Annotated in this window: 23 protein-coding genes; 8 read left to right on the forward strand and 15 right to left on the reverse strand. The window is 41.5% G+C overall.

The window, feature by feature from the left end:
- Positions 1-286: 286 nt before the first annotated feature.
- The 5 genes from EP737_RS18330 to EP737_RS18350 form a co-directional block, all read right to left on the reverse strand.
- Positions 287-700, reverse strand: coding sequence for a CoA-binding protein (locus EP737_RS18330; protein ID WP_129729630.1), 414 nt, complete (start codon positions 698-700; stop codon positions 287-289).
- Between the two features lie 69 nt (positions 701-769).
- Positions 770-1972 (reverse strand): trypsin-like peptidase domain-containing protein, encoded by a 1203-nt coding sequence (locus tag EP737_RS18335; protein WP_129729632.1) that lies wholly within the window; start codon positions 1970-1972, stop codon positions 770-772.
- Positions 1973-2166: 194 nt separating this feature from the next.
- Positions 2167-2844 carry a response regulator transcription factor gene (locus EP737_RS18340; RefSeq protein WP_129729674.1) on the reverse strand — a complete coding sequence of 226 codons (678 nt, stop codon included), beginning with the start codon at positions 2842-2844 and terminating at the stop codon, positions 2167-2169.
- Complete coding sequence (nrdG, locus tag EP737_RS18345) at positions 2813-3313, reverse strand: anaerobic ribonucleoside-triphosphate reductase activating protein (protein ID WP_129729634.1); 501 nt, start codon at positions 3311-3313, stop codon at positions 2813-2815. Before nrdG ends, EP737_RS18340 begins: the two co-directional genes overlap by 32 nt.
- The gene (locus EP737_RS18350; RefSeq protein WP_129729676.1) at positions 3310-5166 is read right to left on the reverse strand and encodes an anaerobic ribonucleoside triphosphate reductase; all 1857 of its coding nucleotides are present in this window, start codon (positions 5164-5166) and stop codon (positions 3310-3312) included. The genes nrdG and EP737_RS18350 overlap by 4 nt, the downstream gene beginning before the upstream one ends.
- A gap of 351 nt (positions 5167-5517) precedes the next feature.
- On the opposite strand from EP737_RS18350, the gene plsY reads away from it, so the two are divergent.
- On the forward strand, positions 5518-6096 hold the full coding sequence (gene plsY, locus EP737_RS18355; protein WP_129729636.1) for a glycerol-3-phosphate 1-O-acyltransferase PlsY: 579 nt from the start codon (positions 5518-5520) through the stop codon (positions 6094-6096).
- 108 nt (positions 6097-6204) lie between these two features.
- Positions 6205-6495, forward strand: a complete 291-nt coding sequence (locus tag EP737_RS18360) for a HesB/YadR/YfhF family protein (RefSeq protein ID WP_129729638.1) — start codon at positions 6205-6207, stop codon at positions 6493-6495.
- 76 nt (positions 6496-6571) lie between these two features.
- On the opposite strand, the gene EP737_RS25715 is transcribed toward EP737_RS18360, so the two are convergent.
- The 3 genes from EP737_RS25715 to EP737_RS18370 form a co-directional block, all read right to left on the reverse strand.
- A complete protein-coding gene (locus EP737_RS25715; protein WP_165350856.1) occupies positions 6572-6745 on the reverse strand; it encodes a hypothetical protein in 174 nt (57 codons plus the stop codon).
- A 196-nt stretch (positions 6746-6941) separates the two neighbouring features.
- Positions 6942-7169: an alpha/beta hydrolase gene (locus EP737_RS18365; protein ID WP_205650974.1), complete on the reverse strand. Its 228-nt coding sequence runs from the start codon at positions 7167-7169 to the stop codon at positions 6942-6944.
- Between the two features lie 310 nt (positions 7170-7479).
- The gene (locus tag EP737_RS18370) at positions 7480-7920 is read right to left on the reverse strand and encodes an acyl-CoA thioesterase (RefSeq protein ID WP_425455932.1); all 441 of its coding nucleotides are present in this window, start codon (positions 7918-7920) and stop codon (positions 7480-7482) included.
- A gap of 87 nt (positions 7921-8007) precedes the next feature.
- Here EP737_RS18370 and EP737_RS18375 point away from each other — a divergent pair, with 87 nt between their 5' ends.
- The gene (locus tag EP737_RS18375) at positions 8008-9297 is read left to right on the forward strand and encodes a glycoside hydrolase family 18 protein (protein ID WP_129729644.1); all 1290 of its coding nucleotides are present in this window, start codon (positions 8008-8010) and stop codon (positions 9295-9297) included.
- An 18-nt stretch (positions 9298-9315) separates the two neighbouring features.
- Here the strand turns inward: EP737_RS18375 and tlp are convergent, their stop codons facing one another.
- The 6 genes from tlp to acnA all read right to left on the reverse strand — a co-directional run bounded on the left by tlp (position 9316) and on the right by acnA (position 15451).
- Positions 9316-9549 (reverse strand): small acid-soluble spore protein Tlp, encoded by a 234-nt coding sequence (gene tlp, locus EP737_RS18380; protein ID WP_129729646.1) that lies wholly within the window; start codon positions 9547-9549, stop codon positions 9316-9318.
- 412 nt (positions 9550-9961) lie between these two features.
- A complete protein-coding gene (sspN, locus tag EP737_RS18385; RefSeq protein WP_129729647.1) occupies positions 9962-10105 on the reverse strand; it encodes an acid-soluble spore protein N in 144 nt (47 codons plus the stop codon).
- A 57-nt stretch (positions 10106-10162) separates the two neighbouring features.
- A complete protein-coding gene (locus EP737_RS18390) occupies positions 10163-10306 on the reverse strand; it encodes an FbpB family small basic protein (RefSeq protein ID WP_129729650.1) in 144 nt (47 codons plus the stop codon).
- A gap of 184 nt (positions 10307-10490) precedes the next feature.
- Positions 10491-11054 (reverse strand): redoxin domain-containing protein, encoded by a 564-nt coding sequence (locus EP737_RS18395; protein WP_129729652.1) that lies wholly within the window; start codon positions 11052-11054, stop codon positions 10491-10493.
- 529 nt (positions 11055-11583) lie between these two features.
- Positions 11584-12558, reverse strand: coding sequence for a zinc-dependent alcohol dehydrogenase family protein (locus tag EP737_RS18400; RefSeq protein WP_129729678.1), 975 nt, complete (start codon positions 12556-12558; stop codon positions 11584-11586).
- Positions 12559-12730: 172 nt separating this feature from the next.
- The gene (acnA, locus tag EP737_RS18405) at positions 12731-15451 is read right to left on the reverse strand and encodes an aconitate hydratase AcnA (RefSeq protein WP_129729654.1); all 2721 of its coding nucleotides are present in this window, start codon (positions 15449-15451) and stop codon (positions 12731-12733) included.
- 296 nt (positions 15452-15747) lie between these two features.
- Here acnA and sspO point away from each other — a divergent pair, with 296 nt between their 5' ends.
- On the forward strand, positions 15748-15897 hold the full coding sequence (gene sspO, locus EP737_RS18410; RefSeq protein WP_129729656.1) for a small acid-soluble spore protein O: 150 nt from the start codon (positions 15748-15750) through the stop codon (positions 15895-15897).
- A 161-nt stretch (positions 15898-16058) separates the two neighbouring features.
- Here sspO and EP737_RS18415 read toward each other — a convergent pair whose 3' ends face one another.
- Positions 16059-16328, reverse strand: a complete 270-nt coding sequence (locus EP737_RS18415; RefSeq protein WP_129729658.1) for a hypothetical protein — start codon at positions 16326-16328, stop codon at positions 16059-16061.
- Between the two features lie 116 nt (positions 16329-16444).
- Here EP737_RS18415 and EP737_RS18420 point away from each other — a divergent pair, with 116 nt between their 5' ends.
- The 4 genes from EP737_RS18420 to EP737_RS18435 all read left to right on the forward strand — a co-directional run bounded on the left by EP737_RS18420 (position 16445) and on the right by EP737_RS18435 (position 18582).
- Entirely contained in the window at positions 16445-16594 is a 150-nt protein-coding gene (locus tag EP737_RS18420) for a small acid-soluble spore protein P (protein WP_129729660.1), read from the forward strand.
- Between the two features lie 241 nt (positions 16595-16835).
- Positions 16836-17237: an Hsp20/alpha crystallin family protein gene (locus EP737_RS18425; protein ID WP_129729662.1), complete on the forward strand. Its 402-nt coding sequence runs from the start codon at positions 16836-16838 to the stop codon at positions 17235-17237.
- A gap of 103 nt (positions 17238-17340) precedes the next feature.
- Positions 17341-17502, forward strand: a complete 162-nt coding sequence (locus tag EP737_RS18430; protein WP_129729664.1) for a XapX domain-containing protein — start codon at positions 17341-17343, stop codon at positions 17500-17502.
- Between the two features lie 270 nt (positions 17503-17772).
- Positions 17773-18582, forward strand: a complete 810-nt coding sequence (locus EP737_RS18435; RefSeq protein WP_129729666.1) for a YitT family protein — start codon at positions 17773-17775, stop codon at positions 18580-18582.
- Positions 18583-18819 lie beyond the last annotated feature (237 nt).

Consider the following 18819-nt stretch of genomic DNA (forward strand, 5'->3'; position numbering starts at 1 on the left):
TACCCCAAAAAGTTACACTTTCTTATCTTGTAAAGAAAACTCGCTGATTGGCGAGCCCTGTCCCCCGGGCGAAGACAGAGGCGTAGCCCTACTTATACTGTATCCCTAACATTTCCGTCTATGCCAAATAAACTTCTCGTTAGAAACTTATACATGCCTACAACAAAGTAAAACTCCCCATAACCAGCCCTTAAAACCTCGTATGTGTACCTCATTCATGCCTCATGCTACATTATAAGTATACAAACAGAAAAGAAGCCTCGCAATTGGCTTCTTTGTGAACGTTCTATCGCGTTAGCGCATGCTCCACCTTAATACAGCGATTCATAATAACCGTATAGCCCTGTTCCTGTAAAAATGCATACGTCTCCTCATCCTCTAATCCTAGCTGCGCCCAATAAATATCCGCATTAATTTCAACAAACTCCTTTGCCACATCCATTAAATGCTCAGAGCGTCGGAACACATTAACAATATCAACATGACCCTCAATATCTTTTAACGATTTTACGGCTTTTTTTCCAAGGATATACTCCGCATTTGGATTTACTGGAATAATATCATAGCCTGCATCCTGCATAGCCTTTGAAACCATATAAGACGTTCGCTGCGGATTATCGGATAACCCTACTACTGCAATCGTTTTACTTTTCTTTAACAGTTCGCCAATTTCAGTGCGTGTTGGATTTTGAATTGTCATTATAACCCCTCCTTTCCCAAGATTATACAAAAAGAGAAAGGACCATTTCAATAGAAACGGTCTATTCCCTTAGTCGGCATTTGCATCAAGCTTGATGGTTTCCTCCTGTTTTTTCCCATCACGATAGAAGGTTACCTTCATTTCATCTCCAATTTTTTTCTTTTCATATAGGTACTTCCGGAGCTGTACAGAGTCCTTCACTTCTTGACCATCGAGCGCCACAACCACGTCATACTGCTGCAAGCCTGCCTTTGCCGCAGGAGAATTTGCAGTTGTTTGTAAAATAATGACTCCACCTGTCACTTCTGTTGGAAGGTTTAATTGTCTGCTTGCGTACGTTGACACTTCATCCAGAGAACGAAGCTGTACTCCTAGAAACGGACGTTGCACTTTTCCATATTTTTCAAGTGATTCAACAATCGGTTTTGCCACATTGATTGGAATTGCAAAACCGATTCCTTCCACAGCTTCCTGTGCAATTTTACTGGAATTGATGCCGATTACTTCGCCGTTCTCATTAAACAATGCGCCACCGCTGTTACCTGGGTTAATCGAAGCATCTGTTTGCAATACTTCTGCCTGCCAATCCGCGCTGCCATCCTGATCAACATCTACCGGGATTTCACGATTCTTGCTGCTGATAATACCTTCTGTGACTGTTCCATCTAAACCAATCGGATTCCCAATGGCAATTGCCTGCTCTCCAACACGTACTTTATCAGAATCACCAAGCGTTGCAACTGTCTTAATGTTCGTTCCATCAATTTCGATAACAGCCAAGTCAAGCCAACGATCTGCTCCAACAAGCTTTGCTGCAATTTTTTCTCCGTTCGCAAGCTTTACTTCAAGACGCTTTGCCCCTTCAACTACATGATTATTTGTAATCACAAGGGCTTTATTTCCTACCTTCTTATATACAACACCAGAGCCGGAACCAGCTTCGGAATCCTGCGCATCCAATGTATCCGCTGTTTGATAGTTAATAACGCCGACCACTGCTTCCTTTGCACCTTGAATCATACCGGCAAGATCTGTCGACTTCATGTTATTCACAACAGGCACCGCCGTCCCTTCACTTTGCTGCACCTGCTGTACAACAGAAGCCTGTCCCTTTTGATTTTGAAGGGCCGGTATGTAGTTGATCGAAGCCGTCACGGTCGCAGCTCCGATAACCGCCCCAACAAAGCCGGAGAAAAAATAGCCCTTTCTGCTGCGACGCTGTGGTTTTTCTTCAAATCTTGTAGTCATCTCAGTTTGATCATAGTAGCCCATCGTCTATCTCCCCTCTAGTTTATCATGCTTATATGATACAAAAATTTGGTGAAAATTTAATGAAAGTTTAGTGAAAAAATACTTATAAATCACTTGCTCTCTTCCATTTTAACCAAAATTCTGCAAAATCGCACATAAATCCTACCAGCAATTGCTTGTTCCTTTGCAGTCCGGCTTGTACGGCTAATCAAGGACTATTCCTCAAACTTATATCCGACACGGATCACTGTACTAATATGCCTAGCACGTGTCCCAAGCTTATTTCGTAGCTTTTTAATATGGGTGTCAACAGTACGATCATCACCATAATAATCATATCCCCATAGGTGATCCAGTAAGTGCTGCCGTGAGAGTACAATCCCTCTATTTTCCATTAAGTACATAAGCAATTCAAACTCTTTATGTGTTAAAATTACCTCCTGCCCATCCACGAATATCGTCCTGGATAAACGATTCAATATGATGCCGCTAACGGATAATGTATGCTCCGCTGATTGTGCAACCGCACCTTCCGCACGCTTAAGCAGCGTCTTCGCTCTAGCTACCAATACCTTGGGACTAAAGGGTTTGGTGACATATTCATCTGCTCCGAGCTCAAAGCCAAGCAGTGTATCCTCTTCATCTGAACGGGCTGTCAGCATAATCACTGGAACGGTCGACTCTCTTCGAATCTGCCTGCAAACAGACCAGCCATCGATTTCAGGGAGCATAATGTCTAAAATAATTAAATGAATGGCATGCTGTTCGAACAAAGCAAGAGCTTGTTTTCCATCCTCTGCTCCCACAACTTCAAAGCCTTCGTTTCTGAAATAATCGGAGATAATCTCCCGCAGCCGTTGTTCATCTTCGACAAGCAGCACTGTTTTGCCCATTATCATCCGATTCTCTCCCCTCCTTCAGTCGAATGATGCGCTGATTGCTGCTCCCCCTAAAGGGAAGTGTAACATCTCGCTTCTTCATCTCGAACCTCCCGTCTACCAATACATCCACATGCTTCAACGTTTCTATCATATCATCATTTTTAGAATTGTATATCTCCTCAAGCGTATAACCTGTGTATACCCATAAGTTTTTCCCATAGGCTTTAATTTCTTTTGCCAACTCCTTGACTTCAAAGGCTTGGTACAAAGGTTCCCCGCCAGAAAAAGTCACCTCAGTTAGCGGATTGCTTATAATTTCCTCTAAGATTTGCTTCTTTGTCATGCTCGTTCCGTTTTCTATTTTCCAAGACTTCGGATTATGGCAGCCATAGCATCGATGCGGACAACCCGCAAAGAAAATAACTGTACGCAGTCCTTCTCCATCGACAACGCTATCATGTAAAATATTCATAATCCTCATGTATGCTTCACCCGCTCCCGCTCCTCGCTTCGTTTAGCACCGTTCCATTTCGTCATATCCCCGACAAGATAGCCAGTAATACGCCGAATTCGTTCGATTTTCGTTTCCTCAGCATTTCCGCAAGACGGGCACACAGTTTCAATCATACCGTGATAGCCGCAGCATTTACATTGATCAATAGGGTGATTAATCGAGCCATATCCGATATGGTGCTGCAGCATAGCCATGACGATGTAATGAAGCGCTTCTGCATTATGAACAGCTGCCCCATCTAGTTCAATGTACGTAATATGTCCGCCATTGCAAAGCTCATGAAATAACCCTTCAATCCGAATTTTATCTAGCACTCTGATTGGGTAGTGCACCGGAACATGGAATGAATTTGTGTAATACTCTTTATCTGTAACACTGGTAATCACACCAAACTCTCTTCGATCCTGCTTCGTAAATTTGCCTGACAATCCTTCTGCGGGTGTGGCAAGCAAGGAAAAATTGAGTTGATGCCGCTTTGTCGCCTCATCCGCTTTGTTTCTCATGAAACGGATAATATCAAGCCCAAGACATAATGCCGCTTCGCTTTCCCCATGATGTTTTCCTACCAAAGCAACTAGACATTCCGCAAGCCCAATAAATCCAATACTCAATGTCCCTTGTCTGATAATACTTTCAACAGGCGCATGAAGCTCTAATTCTTCTCCGCCGCGCCATACACCTTGGGTATACAAAAACTGAAAATCCCGCGCTTTTTTGCGAGCTTGATAGTAAAACCTCTCAAGCAGTTGCTGAATGACAAGCGCAATGTACTGCTCCAGCGCTTGAAAGAATTGCTCCGTACTTGTGCTCTGCAAGGCAAGTTTTACAAGATTAATGGATGTAAATGACAAATTCCCTCTTCCCACTGCATTTTCCTCACCGTGAATATTCGCCATTACACGTGTTCTGCATCCCATATAACAGGCTTCACTTTCAGAACGGCCATCATAGTACTGCAAATTAAAGGGGGCGTCTAAAAACGCGAAATTCGGAAACAGCCGCTTTGCTGTTGTTTCCAGTGCAAGTCGATACAAATCATGGTTTCGATCATTTGGAAGTACATTAATTCCTTTCTTCAGCTTAAATACCTGAATGGGAAAAATAGGAGTTTCACCGTTTCCAAGACCAGCCTGCGTTGCTAAAAGCAGCTGACGGACGAACATCCTCCCTTCTTTTGACGTATCCGTCCCATAATTGATGGACACAAACGGCACTTGTCCCCCACCTCGGCTATGCATACTATTTGCATTATGGATGAATGCTTCGCACGCCTGATATGTCTCTTGCTTTGTTTCCTCCCAAGCAATTTGTTGTATTTCCTCTACTCCAAAGCGGGCATAACTGCCAAGTCGTTCTACATGACATTTATATGTTTTGCGTACATATGGCGCCAAGTCCCTGTCAAACATAGCAAACGATTGCCCGCCATGCTGCATGTTTTGATTGGCTTGTAAAATGATAGCGGCTAGTGCCATGGCACTGCTAATGCATTTTGGTTCCCTCATATGACCGTGCCCGGTGGAAAATCCATCCTTTAACAGCTTGGACAGCGGGATTTGCGAGCATGTTGTTGTTCCTGCCGCATAGAAATCCAAATCATGAATATGGATTAGATTATCCTGCACTGCTTCCTTTACTTCCTCAGTTAGCAAATATTCCAATGCATAAAACTTGGCACCTTCAGAGGAAAATTTCCCCATGATACCCATTGGTGAATGTCCATCGACATTTGCATTTTCCTGCAGCAAATCCTGCTCCTCATACTGAATCACCCCTTGAAACGAAGCTGCCAGCTGTTCTAAAGCATACTGCTTTTCCATTGAAAGTTTCCTCATCCCCCTCACTCCACACAAAATATAGTATCATCAACATTAAAATTATACTGTATGTAGAATTGGAAAAATGTGCAGATTCTCACAGTATTGTGACACATATTGTATAACGTCTCTGCGCAGCAGTTTGTAAAGAAAACTCGTCGACTGGCAAGCCCTACTTATACTGTATTCCTAAAATTTCTCACTACGTCGAATTGGCTTCTAGCTAGAAATTTATAGCTTCTTACCGTGCAAAAAAAACAACTTCTAACTTTTTCGTTATATGATACAATAGATTAGGAAAAACGGCCTCTTGTTGTTTTTATTACTATCATCCTTATAAAGGAGAAGAAACGTATGCTTACATACATTTTATTTCTAGTCGCCTATTTACTGGGCTCCATTCCGTTTGCCTTAGTAGTCGGAAAACTCGGGTACGGGATAGACATACGACAGCATGGGAGCGGAAATCTAGGTGGTACAAATACATTCCGCACATTAGGTAAGAAGGCGGGATTTATTGTAACATTTGCCGATATTTTAAAAGGCACACTTGCAGCATCTTTGCCTGTTATTTTCAATGTTGACATTCACCCGCTTTGGTTTGGTCTACTTGCAATAATCGGACACGTTTATCCAATTTTTGCAGGCTTCCGCGGCGGCAAAGCAGTTGCTACGTCAGCAGGTGTTGTTCTATTTTATCAGCCTGTTATTTTCTTAGTGGTGATACTTGTATTTTTGGCACTTTTGTATACAACTAAATATGTCTCCCTGTCCTCCATGATAACAGCTGTCGTCGCTGTCATCGCCGCTATCATTGAAGGTGATAAACCGTTTATCTTCGGTATCTCATTTATTGCTCTGTTTGTTATTTATCGACATCGAGCCAATATTAAACGCATTTTAGATAAAACGGAACCAAAGGTAAAATTGTAAAAATAAAAGGCGTTATAACGCAAAAAGGAGTTGTAAAGCATAAAGATAGCGCCTTTTTGCGTTTTTTTCTATACTAATAAGTAAATGCAAAATTTAGGAGGAAGAGTTATGGAGATGTTTGTGTCAAAAGACGCAGCTGCTTGGTATAAAAATGAACTACACTTACAGCAAGGTGATGCCATTCGATTTTTTGTGCAATACGGAGGCTGCAGTACAGTACAAAAAGGTTTATCACTTGGAATTCGCAAGGACTTGCCTGTAAACCCGGCAGCTCAGGTCACAGAAAATGGCGTAACCTTTTTCATTGAAGAAGACGACGAATGGTATTTCGATGGCCATAATCTTTCTGTCATATACGAGCCAAATGCAGAGGCGCCAGACTTTCAATACGAAAAATAAAAAAAACTCGCCGATTTTGGCGAGTTTTTTTTAACTGAATTCATCTTATTCTAATATCGCGGTGTAAATTGGATAGTTAACTTATTTTACTTTCTTCTATAGCATGTTGCCAACTTGGGTAGTAATACAAAGCACTCCGCATTAAATCAGGATAAAGTTGTTTTATCTCTTTTTTACGTAAAGAGTTACCTTCGTTCTCTAACTTCTGGATCTGAGCAATGACTTCCTTCGATGTCAAAGGGACACCCATTTTGCATTCCTCCCTTTCCAAGTTATCATGATTCTCTTTCCCATTGACTAACAAGTTATTCCTATAAACATAGCTGTATATTCATCACACTTATGTTATACCAAATTTTAACAGATAGGATTGATGTTGTAAAGAAGCCTGCTCTATTAATGTTCCCCTCCAAAATAGGCATTGATAGAATCTTTCTAGATGAAGATTAATTTGTACAATTATTGCTGGATACAAATCGTAATGCACGGCTTAACACTGTCGGCATTACGGATACATGATCTTCTCCATCTAGCTCATTAAACTCTATCTGCAGTCTACTATCAGCTAAATGTAACAAGCGTTTTGATAGTGCTTTTGCATCTTCAATCATAAAGTCTTTTTCTAATGAACCTACTGCAAGAAAAAGCCTCACATCTAAATTGTCCTTGTCCATTCACGTTGGAGAAGGCAATATGATTGTAGTTGACGTCCACACCGATGACACCATCTGCTTTTGCGTGATTGAGATGAGGATGTTCTGGCTCTTCTACGATACATTTGATGATATAGTACGTACCATGGTCTTCGATGGACCAACCTGTTTCAATTTCTCCTTTTTTTGCTCCTGCCGAAGGAGACGATGCTGGAGTTGTCCGATTCTTGCCTTGAGGCGTTTGATTTCTTTATTTTTTCGAGTGACTAAATTTGGATTAATAAAAAAAACTTGCCGACTTGGCAAGTTTTCTCTATTTCTTTACGTTCTCTCATTCACTTTGTTTTTTTGCTTTTTCATATACCTCATACCATTCTGGATAGAATTTTTTAAATGAAACGGGCCGAAATGTATCCTGTTTTACTAGGATATTTGTTGTGCTTGCTGTAATGCACAGCTCTTCTTTTTCATTATACACTTCATAGCCATATACAACGCGAAGCGGGTTCAAGGCCTCAATCCACGTTTTCACGAGTGCCCGCTCCCCGTAGCGCATTGCCTTTCGATATGTAACCTGCAAATCTAATACAGGAGAAACAATACCCTGCTTCTCCATTTCTACATAGGAAAGGCCTAAGTCTTCAATAAGCTGCGTACGCCCAAGCTCTAGCCAAATGACGTAGTTCGCATGATACACAACGCCCATTTGATCTGTTTCTGCATAGCGAACTTCAACACGTTTTTCTGATATGTACAAGCTATATCCCTCCATGCTCTGTTAACGATACTAATCATAATACAAGATGTGGCAAAATAAAATAGAAGCGACGTATCTTTTTCCTTATAAAGGAGGGATTGTATGCTGCAAATTGTAACAGTGCAACGCGGTGATACTTTGTACAAAATAGCACAGCGTTATGGAACAACTGTCGAAACGATTACAAATGACAACGGTTTAAATCCTGCACAAGTGTTAGTCGTCGGGCAGGCGTTAATCGTCAATACACCCGGAAATGTATATTATGTTCAGCCTGGAGACAGCTTATATAAAATCGCTCTAACGCATAACACTACCATTAATGCATTGACAAATGCCAACAATATTTCTGCGAACGTGATGCTGCAAGCCGGACAGCGTTTATATATCCCAAGAGGCTCGAAACGAAACGCGGAATCTATTGCTTATCTGCAGCCAACGTCTATTCCCATTAGGGAAAGTCTCGTAACGGCTACAAGGGCCGCTTCTCCGTATCTCACATACTTAGCCTATTTTAGCTTTGAAGCAAAACGGGACGGAACACTCGTTGAGCCGACAAGCATCCCAACCGTTTTAGATGCTATTAGTGCGAATCGTGTAATCCCCATGCTCGTTGTGTCAAATCTAGAAAACGGCAATTTTAGTACGGAGTTAACCAGTGTGCTGCTCAATAATTCAGCTATTCAAAATAAACTGATTACAAACGTCCTGCGAATAGCGGAACAATACGGCATGCGAGATGTACACTTCGATTTTGAAGATGTGGCTGCAACTGACCGTGAAGCATACAATCAGTTTCTGCGAAATGTAAAAGCACGCTTACCACAAGGCTATACACTAAGTACCACGCTTGTTCCAAAAACCAGTTCGGCTCAAACCGGACGATATTATGAAGGGCTGGATTATAAAGCGCACGGAGAGATTGTCGATTTTGTAGTCATTATGACTTATGATTGGGGTTGGCAAGGGGGGCCTCCGCAAGCTGTGTCACCAATTGGTCCAGTAAAACAGGTTATCCAATATGCAAAATCACAAATGCCAGCAAACAAAATTATGATGGGGCAAAATTTATACGGCTTTGACTGGCCGCTTCCATTTAAACCTGGCAATATGGCCAAAGCCGTCAGCTCCGTTGCCGCTGTTGCTTTAGCCAGAGCACACAATGCTGCCATCGCTTTTGATTACACCGCTCAGGCACCTCACTTTACCTATAGAAATGCACAAGGTGCACTGCATGAGGTATGGTTTGAAGATGCAAGATCCGTTCAGGCGAAGTTCAATTTAATAAAAGAACAGGGGATACGCGGGATTAGCTATTGGAAAATCGGCTTACCCTTCCCGCAAAACTGGCGTCTGCTTACCGAAAACTTCAATATTATCAAAAAAGGCTGATTATCTCAGCCTTTTTTTTTATTCTCTTCCTTCACGATGGGCATACTCATCTTTAATTTCATCACGCATCGCAGCAATGCTGTCTAAACGACGTTGATTCTTTGCTTGAATCGCAGCGCGGTCCTTTTCATTTGAAAACTCAGCTGCTTCTTCTGCCTCATGCATATTATGAATTGTGTTTTGTACCATTTCCTGTAGCTTTTCTACGTTATCGCTTCGATCATCCGGGTTCGATTTATATTGCTTTGTCATGCTGCATTCCTCCTCATGTGTAAGATACAACGTTAGTTTGCTTTAATTACAAACGAATATGTATGGTAAAGAAAACTCATCGATTGGCGAGCCGTTAGGCGAAGACAGAGGCGTAGTGGCCCTTATACTGTATCCCTAAAATTTCCGACCACGTCGAATTCACTTCCAACTAAAAATATATACTTTTTTACAGTGTAAAGAAAACTCGCTGATTGACGAGCCGTTAGGCGAAAGCAGAAGCGTAGTTGCACTTATACTGTATTCCTAAAATTTCCGACTACGTCGAATTCACCTCTAGTTGAAAATGTATACATTCTTACAGTGAAAACAGAATGGGAAAGTGAGAAAAAGGACGATTTCTCGTCCTTTTTCCTCACATATATCATTTCACAGGCAGCACCATTGCCTATGCTTAACCGTTATAATTATGAATAGCAACAGGCGTTTCTCCTGTTTTCGTTTGCATCTTCTTTCCTTTATTCCCATCAAAGCCCTTTGATTGCGTACCAATATGATCTGGCTGGAAGCGTTTAGTATCGTGTTTTTGATTGCCCATTGTTTATCCCTCCTCACACCAATAGTATGATTCCTAGCGTGAGAATTATACAAGGTGCTATTCCGCTTGTTCTAACCGGCGTAGTTCTAAACGCTGTTCTAATCTCTCTTCAAGCTGCTCAATAGCTGCTTGATCACTCAATAGCTGCTGCTTATTTTCCATCACAAGTTCCTCAAATGTTTTTCTTCTATTTCGTCTCATATGCCCCATCCTTTCCAATTGTTGCTATTAGGTAGTATTGGCATAAGAAAGATTATTTCATACAAGTTGTAAGAAAATTTGTGTTTTTCACACGAGAAGCAGAATTACAAAAGTATTTTAAATGTTCCTCATTTGTTCGCCTTTTTTATATAAAGACAAAAGGAGTCCTTATAAAAACAGCTCCTTATTGTAATGCTTGTATTGTTTTTTCCATATACTCCCCTGTCATCGCACCGATAGATTTTTGCCGGATTACACCTTTTGTATCCACAAAATAAGATGTCGGCAGAACCATAATCCGATACGTATCACTTACTTCGGATGTGCTATCGAACAAAATAGGAAAGGTAACACCATATTGGGAAGCAAAGCTTTTCACCTTCTCCTTTGTCTCGCCTGTCGATAAAGCAGTAGCGTTTACCGCCAAAATTACAACATCCTCTTTATGCTTCTCGTAAAAAGTTTGCATTTCCGGCACTTCTTGTCTACATGGCGGACACCAAGTTGCCCAAAAATTTAAAATTACCTTTTTTCCTTTTAAATCTGACAGCTTGACTTTAGAGCCGTCGAGTGCATGCAGTTCAAAATCAGGTGCTTCCTTACCGATTTCCAATCCTTGATTGGCCAATGCTTCCTCTACCTGTGGCTGCTGAACGACTTCTTGCTTCTCCTCTTTCCAAAACTGGTTATAAAGCGCATAACCGGCAAGCACGGCAAGCAGACCAATGAGTATAACTTTACGCAGCATATGAACACTTCCTTAATTTAACAGTTTTTTCTCATTTAGCTTATACAAGCCTGTAAAGGAATATTCGCATAACTTTATACTGTAAGAAAGTATAAAGTTCCAACCGAAGGCCAATTCGACGTAGTAGGAGATTTTTGGAACACCGTGTAAGTGCAACTACGCCTCTGTCTTCGCCCAAGAGCATGGCTCACCAATCGGCGAGTTTTCTTTACACTGTAGGAAAATATAAATTTCCAGCTAGAGGACTATTCGACGTAGTCGGAAATCTTAGGAATACAGTATAAGTGCAACTACGCCTCTGTCTTCGCCCAAGAGCAGGGCTCGCCAATCGGCGAGTTTTCTTTAATTAAAACACATCCCGGTGATTTTGGAAACAATTACAAATTCGGAACATATGCTTGCAAAGGTCCCATGTCAAGCGGACTTTGATCTAACATTACGTTAGACTTTCACCGTAATAACGTAATACAATTCAGCTAAAGCCGTAACAGTCCTTACATGTTACTCAAATCACGAGATGGTTTATCTGCTAGCTAGTTAAAAATATTTTCCCCCTATGTCTAGTACCAAGAGCTTTTTTTACATCTGCGAGATCATATTGAATTTGAGGTCTTGTTAAAATTAACTGTTTATCATGAATGAATTGGATAATCTGATGAAATGTTTCATGCCATTTTCGGACAGATACTTGTTGATTCCAATGACGTAAATGAAATATGTTTGTATGTACTTTTGTGCTATTCATAATTTCTGTCCAATTGACAGGTATTCCTGACAAAAGACCGATCGTTAAGAACGTTCCATTAGGGCTAACACAGTAGGCTAAATCTGTACCAGATCGGCCGCCAATAGAATCAATTGCGGCTTTTGCTCCACAGCCACTTGTTAATTCCATCACCGCATTATAGAGCAAGGTAGTCTCTGTATTAATTACATATGAAGCACCAAGTTGAATTAGTTCTTCAGTATAGTTGTCATTTCGCGTTACCGCAATCAAACGAAAGCCTAAAATACGAGATAATTGTGCAAAAATACGACCAATAGCAGATCCACATGCATTTACAATTAAAGTCTCTCCTGACTTTAACGCCAAGACCTCCGTACAAATAACCCATGCTGTAATAGGATTAATATAGAGCTGTGCTGCGGTATCATCTTCTAGGTAATCAGGAATTACCACGGCCAGTTCAGCTGAAGTTTTCACAAATTCCTGCCATGTGCCTTCTCCTCGTAATGGCAATACTCGTTTTCCGAGAAACCATTTAGAAACAGAAGGACCTACCTCTTCTACGGTCCCAACTCCTTCATACCCTGGAACACTCGGTAAAGAAATTCGATTGGAATACGCTCCTCGAATGGGAATTAAATCAGATGGGTTAATCGGCCGAGTTTTCATTCGTACTAGCACTTCACCAATACCCGGGTCGTTTACTTTTATATTTTCCACTTGTAAAACCTGCTCTGGGTCTCCAAATTCATAAAACCGAATGCTAGTTGCTTTCAACATAGATAATCTCCTTAGTTAAAAGAAAAAGCGTGTGATACATATTTGTACCCACGCTTTTTCTTTTAACACACATATTATATTCATACATCCAACCGCATAATCATGTAAAGTGCCTTTGTAAGATACGTACACTTAACTTCGGCACTCAATAAACCTGCCTGTTTTTGTATTATTTTGTTACTTCAGATTCCTTTAGCTTTTCGCGAAGTACCATTTGCAGAATACCGCCGTGACGGTAGTAGTCGATCTCAACTTCAGAGTCGAAGCGAGCTACAACTTCAAATTCCTTCACGCTGCCTTTTGCGTCTGTTGCAGTTACTTTTACAACATCACGTGGTTTCACGTTTTTGTCAACATGAATTGTGAATGCTTCATCACCTGCAAGACCTAATGTTTCTGCGCTTTCCCCATCCTTGAATTGAAGTGGAAGAACGCCCATTAACACAAGGTTGCTGCGGTGGATACGCTCAAAGCTTTCAGCGATAGCCGCTTTAATACCTAAAAGATTTGGACCTTTTGCAGCCCAGTCACGGGAGCTTCCCATACCATAATCTTTGCCCGCAATAACAAGAAGACCTGTTCCATCTTCTTTATACTTCATTGCTGCATCGTAAATGGATGTCACTTCACCAGTTGGCCAGTATGTTGTATAACCGCCTTCTGTGCCAGGCGCGATTTGGTTTTTGATACGGATATTTGCGAACGTACCACGCATCATTACTTCATGGTTACCACGACGGGAACCGTAAGAGTTGAAGTCAACCGGTTGTACGCCCTTTTCTAGCAAGTAACGTCCCGCAGGCGTGTTTTTGCCGATAGAACCAGCTGGAGAAATATGGTCTGTCGTTACAGAATCACCAAATTTACAAACGACGCGAAGACTTGTTAATGGCTCTACTTCGCCTGGTTCAGCCGATAACCCTTCGAAGAACGGAGGATTTTGGATGTACGTGGACTCTGTATCCCATGTGTACAATGCTTCGTTAGATGTTTGGATTTCGTTCCAACGCTCATTGCTATCAAATACGCGCTCGTATTCTTTTTTGAACACTTCTGTTGTTACAACAGCTCCTACTACTGCTTCAATTTCTTCCGCAGTCGGCCAAATGTCAGCAAAGTATACGTTGTTGCCGTCTTTATCTGTTCCTAACACATCGTTGCGAAGGTCGATATCTACTGTACCTGCAATTGCATACGCAACTACAAGCGGCGGAGATGCTAAGTAGTTTGCTTTTACAAGCGGGTGAATACGGCCTTCAAAGTTACGGTTACCAGAAAGCACCGATGTTACTAGCAAATCGCTATCCGCAATTGCCTTTTCCAACTCAAGATCTAACGGACCGGAGTTCCCGATACATGTTGTACATCCGTAACCTACTGTGTTGAAGCCTAATTGATCCAAATAAGGAGTTAAGCCGGATTTATTCAAGTATTCTGTAACAACTTTAGAACCAGGAGCTAAGGATGTTTTCACGTAAGCAGGTACGCTTAATCCTTTTTCAATTGCTTTCTTCGCTACAAGACCTGCACCAATGAGCACGTATGGGTTAGATGTGTTCGTACAGCTTGTAATCGCCGCAATTGCGATTGCACCTGTTTTCATTGTTACTTCTTCGCTCTCTACAGTTGCTGTCAATTGCTTGTCAAACTCCGCTTCTGTAAAGCCGAATCCTTGGTTTCCAACAGGAGCTGTTACCGCCTTGCGGAATGCTGCCTGCATATCAGAAAGAAGGATTAAGTCTTGCGGACGTTTTGGCCCAGACAAGCTTGGCTCGATTGCAGAAAGGTCGATTTCTACAAGGTCTGTGTAGATTGGGTCTTCGCTACCAGCTGTGAAGAACAATCCGTTCGCTTTGCAATATTCTTCTACAACGCGTACTTGCTCTTCTTCTCTGCCTGTTAGACGAAGGTAGTTCAAGGAAGCTTCATCGATTGGGAAGAAACCACAGGTTGCACCGTACTCAGGAGCCATGTTCGCCACTGTCGCACGATCAGCAAGAGGCATGCTTGAAAGACCAGGTCCGAAGAATTCTACGAACTTGCCTACTACACCTTTTGCACGCAATACTTGTGTAACCTTTAACGCAACGTCTGTTGCTGTTACACCACTTGGCAGCGATCCTGTTAATTTCACACCGATTACTTCAGGAACTGGGAAGTAAGAAGGTTGTCCTAGCATTCCAGCTTCCGCTTCGATACCGCCTACGCCCCATCCAAGAACGCCGATACCGTTGATCATTGTTGTATGAGAGTCTGTACCTACTAAAGAGTCTGGATATGCAACAAGTACACCGTCTACTTCCTGCACGTGAACGACAGGAGCCAAATACTCAAGGTTAACTTGGTGGACAATACCAGTTGCCGGCGGAACCGCACGGTAGTTATCGAACGATTTTTGCGCCCAGCTTAAGAATTTGTAACGCTCTTCATTTCGTTTGAACTCTAGGTCCATGTTGAATTGAAGCGAATCTTCTGTACCCGCCTTGTCTACTTGCACGGAGTGGTCAATAACAAGATCAACCGTAATCTCCGGATTAATTTTATCAGGATCTCCACCTAAATCTGCCATAGCTTTACGCAAGGAAGCTAAATCTACAACAGCCGGTACACCTGTGAAGTCTTGCAAAATAACGCGAGAAGGCTTAAATGGAACATCGATGTCTTTCACATCGGCTGTACCCCATTTTGCTAAATTTTCTACATGCTCATTTTTAATAACGCGGCCGTCTACTTGACGAAGAACGGACTCGAGCAATACTTTAATGGAATAAGGTAAACGAGAGATTTTGCCAATCCCTGCGTCCTCAAGCGCATTTAAACGATAGTATTGATACGTTTTGCCGTTTACTTCAAAAGAAGTACGTGCGTGGAATGGATCGTGTTTCACCATTTATGTTTCCCCCCTGTTAAACGTAAACAAGCTGAATTTTCTAAATACGGAGTTTATGCAAACTCTTTCAAAAGCTTACGATACTATCTTATTACAACTTGGAACATAAGTAAATAATAAGAAACTTATAGTTTGCAATAAGTATTCGTTATAAACAATCATTCATACATGCATATTGTTTTCTTAATGTAGAACAAACATGCATCAATATAACCAAACATAATGGCATCCTCTTTTTCGGCTCGAATAGACAGCAAGCGTCTATCAAATACTAGGTGCAACGGAGGTGATATACAATGGCAAAACGAAAAGCGAATCATATCATTCCTGGAATGAATGCGGCATCCGCACAAGGAATAGGTACAGGCTATAACGAAGAGTTTTCCAATGAACCGCTGACAGCTGCGCAGCGTCAAAACAACAAAAAGCGAAAAAAGAATCAGTAAAGAAAACTCGCCAATTAACGAGCCGTTAGGCGAAAACAGAGGCACAGTTGTACTCACACTGTATTCCTAAAATTTCCGGCTATGTTGAAGGACTTCTAGCCGGAAATTTATATCTTCCTACAGTGTAAACATAAAACCCGCCAATATAGGCGGGTTTTTCCTTAGCTAAAGCTATCCTGTCCATCTACATCTTGCATAATCTTGCGCAAATCCTGTTCATATTTTTGCAATTGATCATACTGCGTTTCTGTTGCGTTTTCTAACGCATTTTGAATTTGCTCATATGCCTCGCCCACCTCTTTGCGAAGATGCTTTAGCTGGCTTGCATAATCCGGGTCATTTGCCACGATGCTGCTTGCGATATTTACTGCTTCCTTTGTTCCTTGCTGCGCTGCTTGAAACGCCTGCTGCTCGTCTTTATTGTACGGCATAAAAAATCCCCTTTCTTGTCACTCTTTTCCTCTATATATTTCGTAGCTTCCCGCTAAAACATACAGGTATATTTACACAAAATTCTCTCATCCTAATAGGGAAGGAGGGATATTTCATGGAACGAAACAGCGCAAAATCCATTCGTCGCAACTCACCGAAGGACGCACAACCATCGAGCGGTCAACCGGAACCAATGAGCGGCTCTCATAAAGTAAAAAACCGTAACCATACACGTCAAAAACATAACACCCATCACGATCAATAAGTTATATGAAGCCCGCCTTCAGCGGGCTTTCTAACTCGAAAAACAAGCCTAATGTTTAGTTTCCATATTTATCCATCAATTGTTCAATTATTCAAATACAATCCTTTTTTCTTTGTTTACATATTCCCTCATTCGGCCACATAATGTGATATTGATATACAATTCTGCGCTTTATATCACCTATCTATCCTCCCGCTGTATATCATGTATCAAGAATCAGAATAACGGAGGGTTTCGCGCCATGTGTGCAAAGAAAAAAAAGGACTGCTTTTTTCAAGTCGAAGGATTTGAACAGTGGATGGACCAATTTTTCGCAGATCCTTACGCTAGCTTTTATTATCCAGAAGGGCTTCGCATTGATTTATTTGAAACGGAACAAGAGTATATTTTGGAAGCCGATGTCCCGCCCAATGCTTGTCAAAGCGATATTATGATCGAAAAGACAGAGAATGGACTGCGTATTCTCATCCAAACAAAAACAGGTCCTGCACTCATGCGTGATATACAGCTGCCTGTGAATATCATGTACAAACGTATGAATGCTTCTTTTGAAAACGGTTTACTAGAAATCCATATTTCAAAAAATGAAATGGTTTCGGCAAAGGAGCATACGATTCATTTTTTGGATGAAGGGTGCAAATAGCCTCCTTCATCCGGAAAAGCTCTCCCTTGTGAAGTTAGGTTAAATAAGGATTGGAAAGGTTACGTATACTACCTTTATCTTGTATTACGAGAAGGGGTGTCATATGCAATACGCTTTAGCGATTCTTGCCGGTCTCATCGTTGGTGTAGTATTTTCGGCTATCAAACTTCCTCTCCCAGCTCCACCTACCTTAGTAGGAGTATTAGGAATTGTCGGCATCTATCTCGGGTATCAATTATATGAAGCAATTGTCGGCTTATTCTAGTACAAAGGACGCTCATTGGTTGAGCGCCCTCTATGCTTATGCCATTCTTCCGCTCTCATAAGTATGCAATCCAAACACTTATATAGCTGACTTGCCTTCCCTCCCGCAAGTAAAAACAGCATCTCCTTTAAAAATGAATATTCATGCTAAACTTTAAATTTTTATACTTTTCAAACTAGTTATACTTTCCAAAATAAACTGTTTTTCCACAAATGAGCCAAATACCTTTATAATTCACAATAAGATTGATAAAAAGGGCGGTCTCATTGTATGCACAAGTTATTAGGGATTATTCTCGGTTCTGTACTCATCTCTTTTTCTTTTAACTGTTTTCTCATCCCGCATCATGTCCTTAGCAGCGGTATTAGCGGTATCGCAATTATTATCGGTATTTTGACACCGCTTAACACGGGACTCATCAACCTATTACTGAACATACCTATTTTAATTGCGGGCTACATAGGTCTTGGCAAGCGGTTTATTTGCTACACTGTTTTATCTGTTCTTGTGATTTCAGCGGGTTTGTATTTCATCCCTGTGCAGGCCATTGCAACAGAGTCTCTTCTTTCCTCTCTGTTCGGCGGTGTCCTCACTGGTGCAGGGGTCGGACTTGTACTTAATTGTGCAGGCTCGACCGGAGGCTTTGACATTGTGGGCATGCTCTTCTCCAGGAAGAAGGAGATACAGCTTGGCGGATTTTTGATTGTATTAAATGCGGTAGTAATTCTTATTTCTGGATTTTTCTTTAATTGGGACTCTGCCTTAAACAGTCTGCTTTCTATCTATGTAACAGGAAAAGTCATTGATGCCATCCACACGAAGCATAAAAAGCTTACGCTTATGATCATAACGAACAAAGCAGAGGAAATGAAGCAAAGCCTGCTTTCTAGCATTGTGCGCGGCATTACGCTTCTAGAAGGTGAAGGAGCTTATTCGAGCGAAAAAAAGCGCGTACTCATGACGGTTATTGCAAAAGAGGAGCTTGTAAATATTAAAGCATTAATTGCTGAAGCAGATCCGCATGCATTTGTAAATATTACCGAAACCGTAGAAGTACTCGGACTATTCCGAAGAGGTTGAACATGATGAAATGCTTGTAATGCGAGAAAGCATACAAAAATATATCTATTTCTAAAGAAAACTCGCCGATTGGCGAGCCGTTAGGCGAAGACAGAGGCGTAGTCCTACTTATACTTTATTCCTAAAATTTCCCGCTACGTCGAATTGGCATCTAGCTAGAAATTTATACTTTCTTAAAGTGTAATTTAAAAACACCCCCGCTTATGAGCTGTGCTCCTAAGCGGGGGTGTTTTCAGC

The sequence above is a fragment of the Ectobacillus funiculus genome (genome assembly GCF_004138295.1).
GTDB lineage: Bacteria > Bacillota > Bacilli > Bacillales > Bacillaceae_G > Ectobacillus > Ectobacillus funiculus.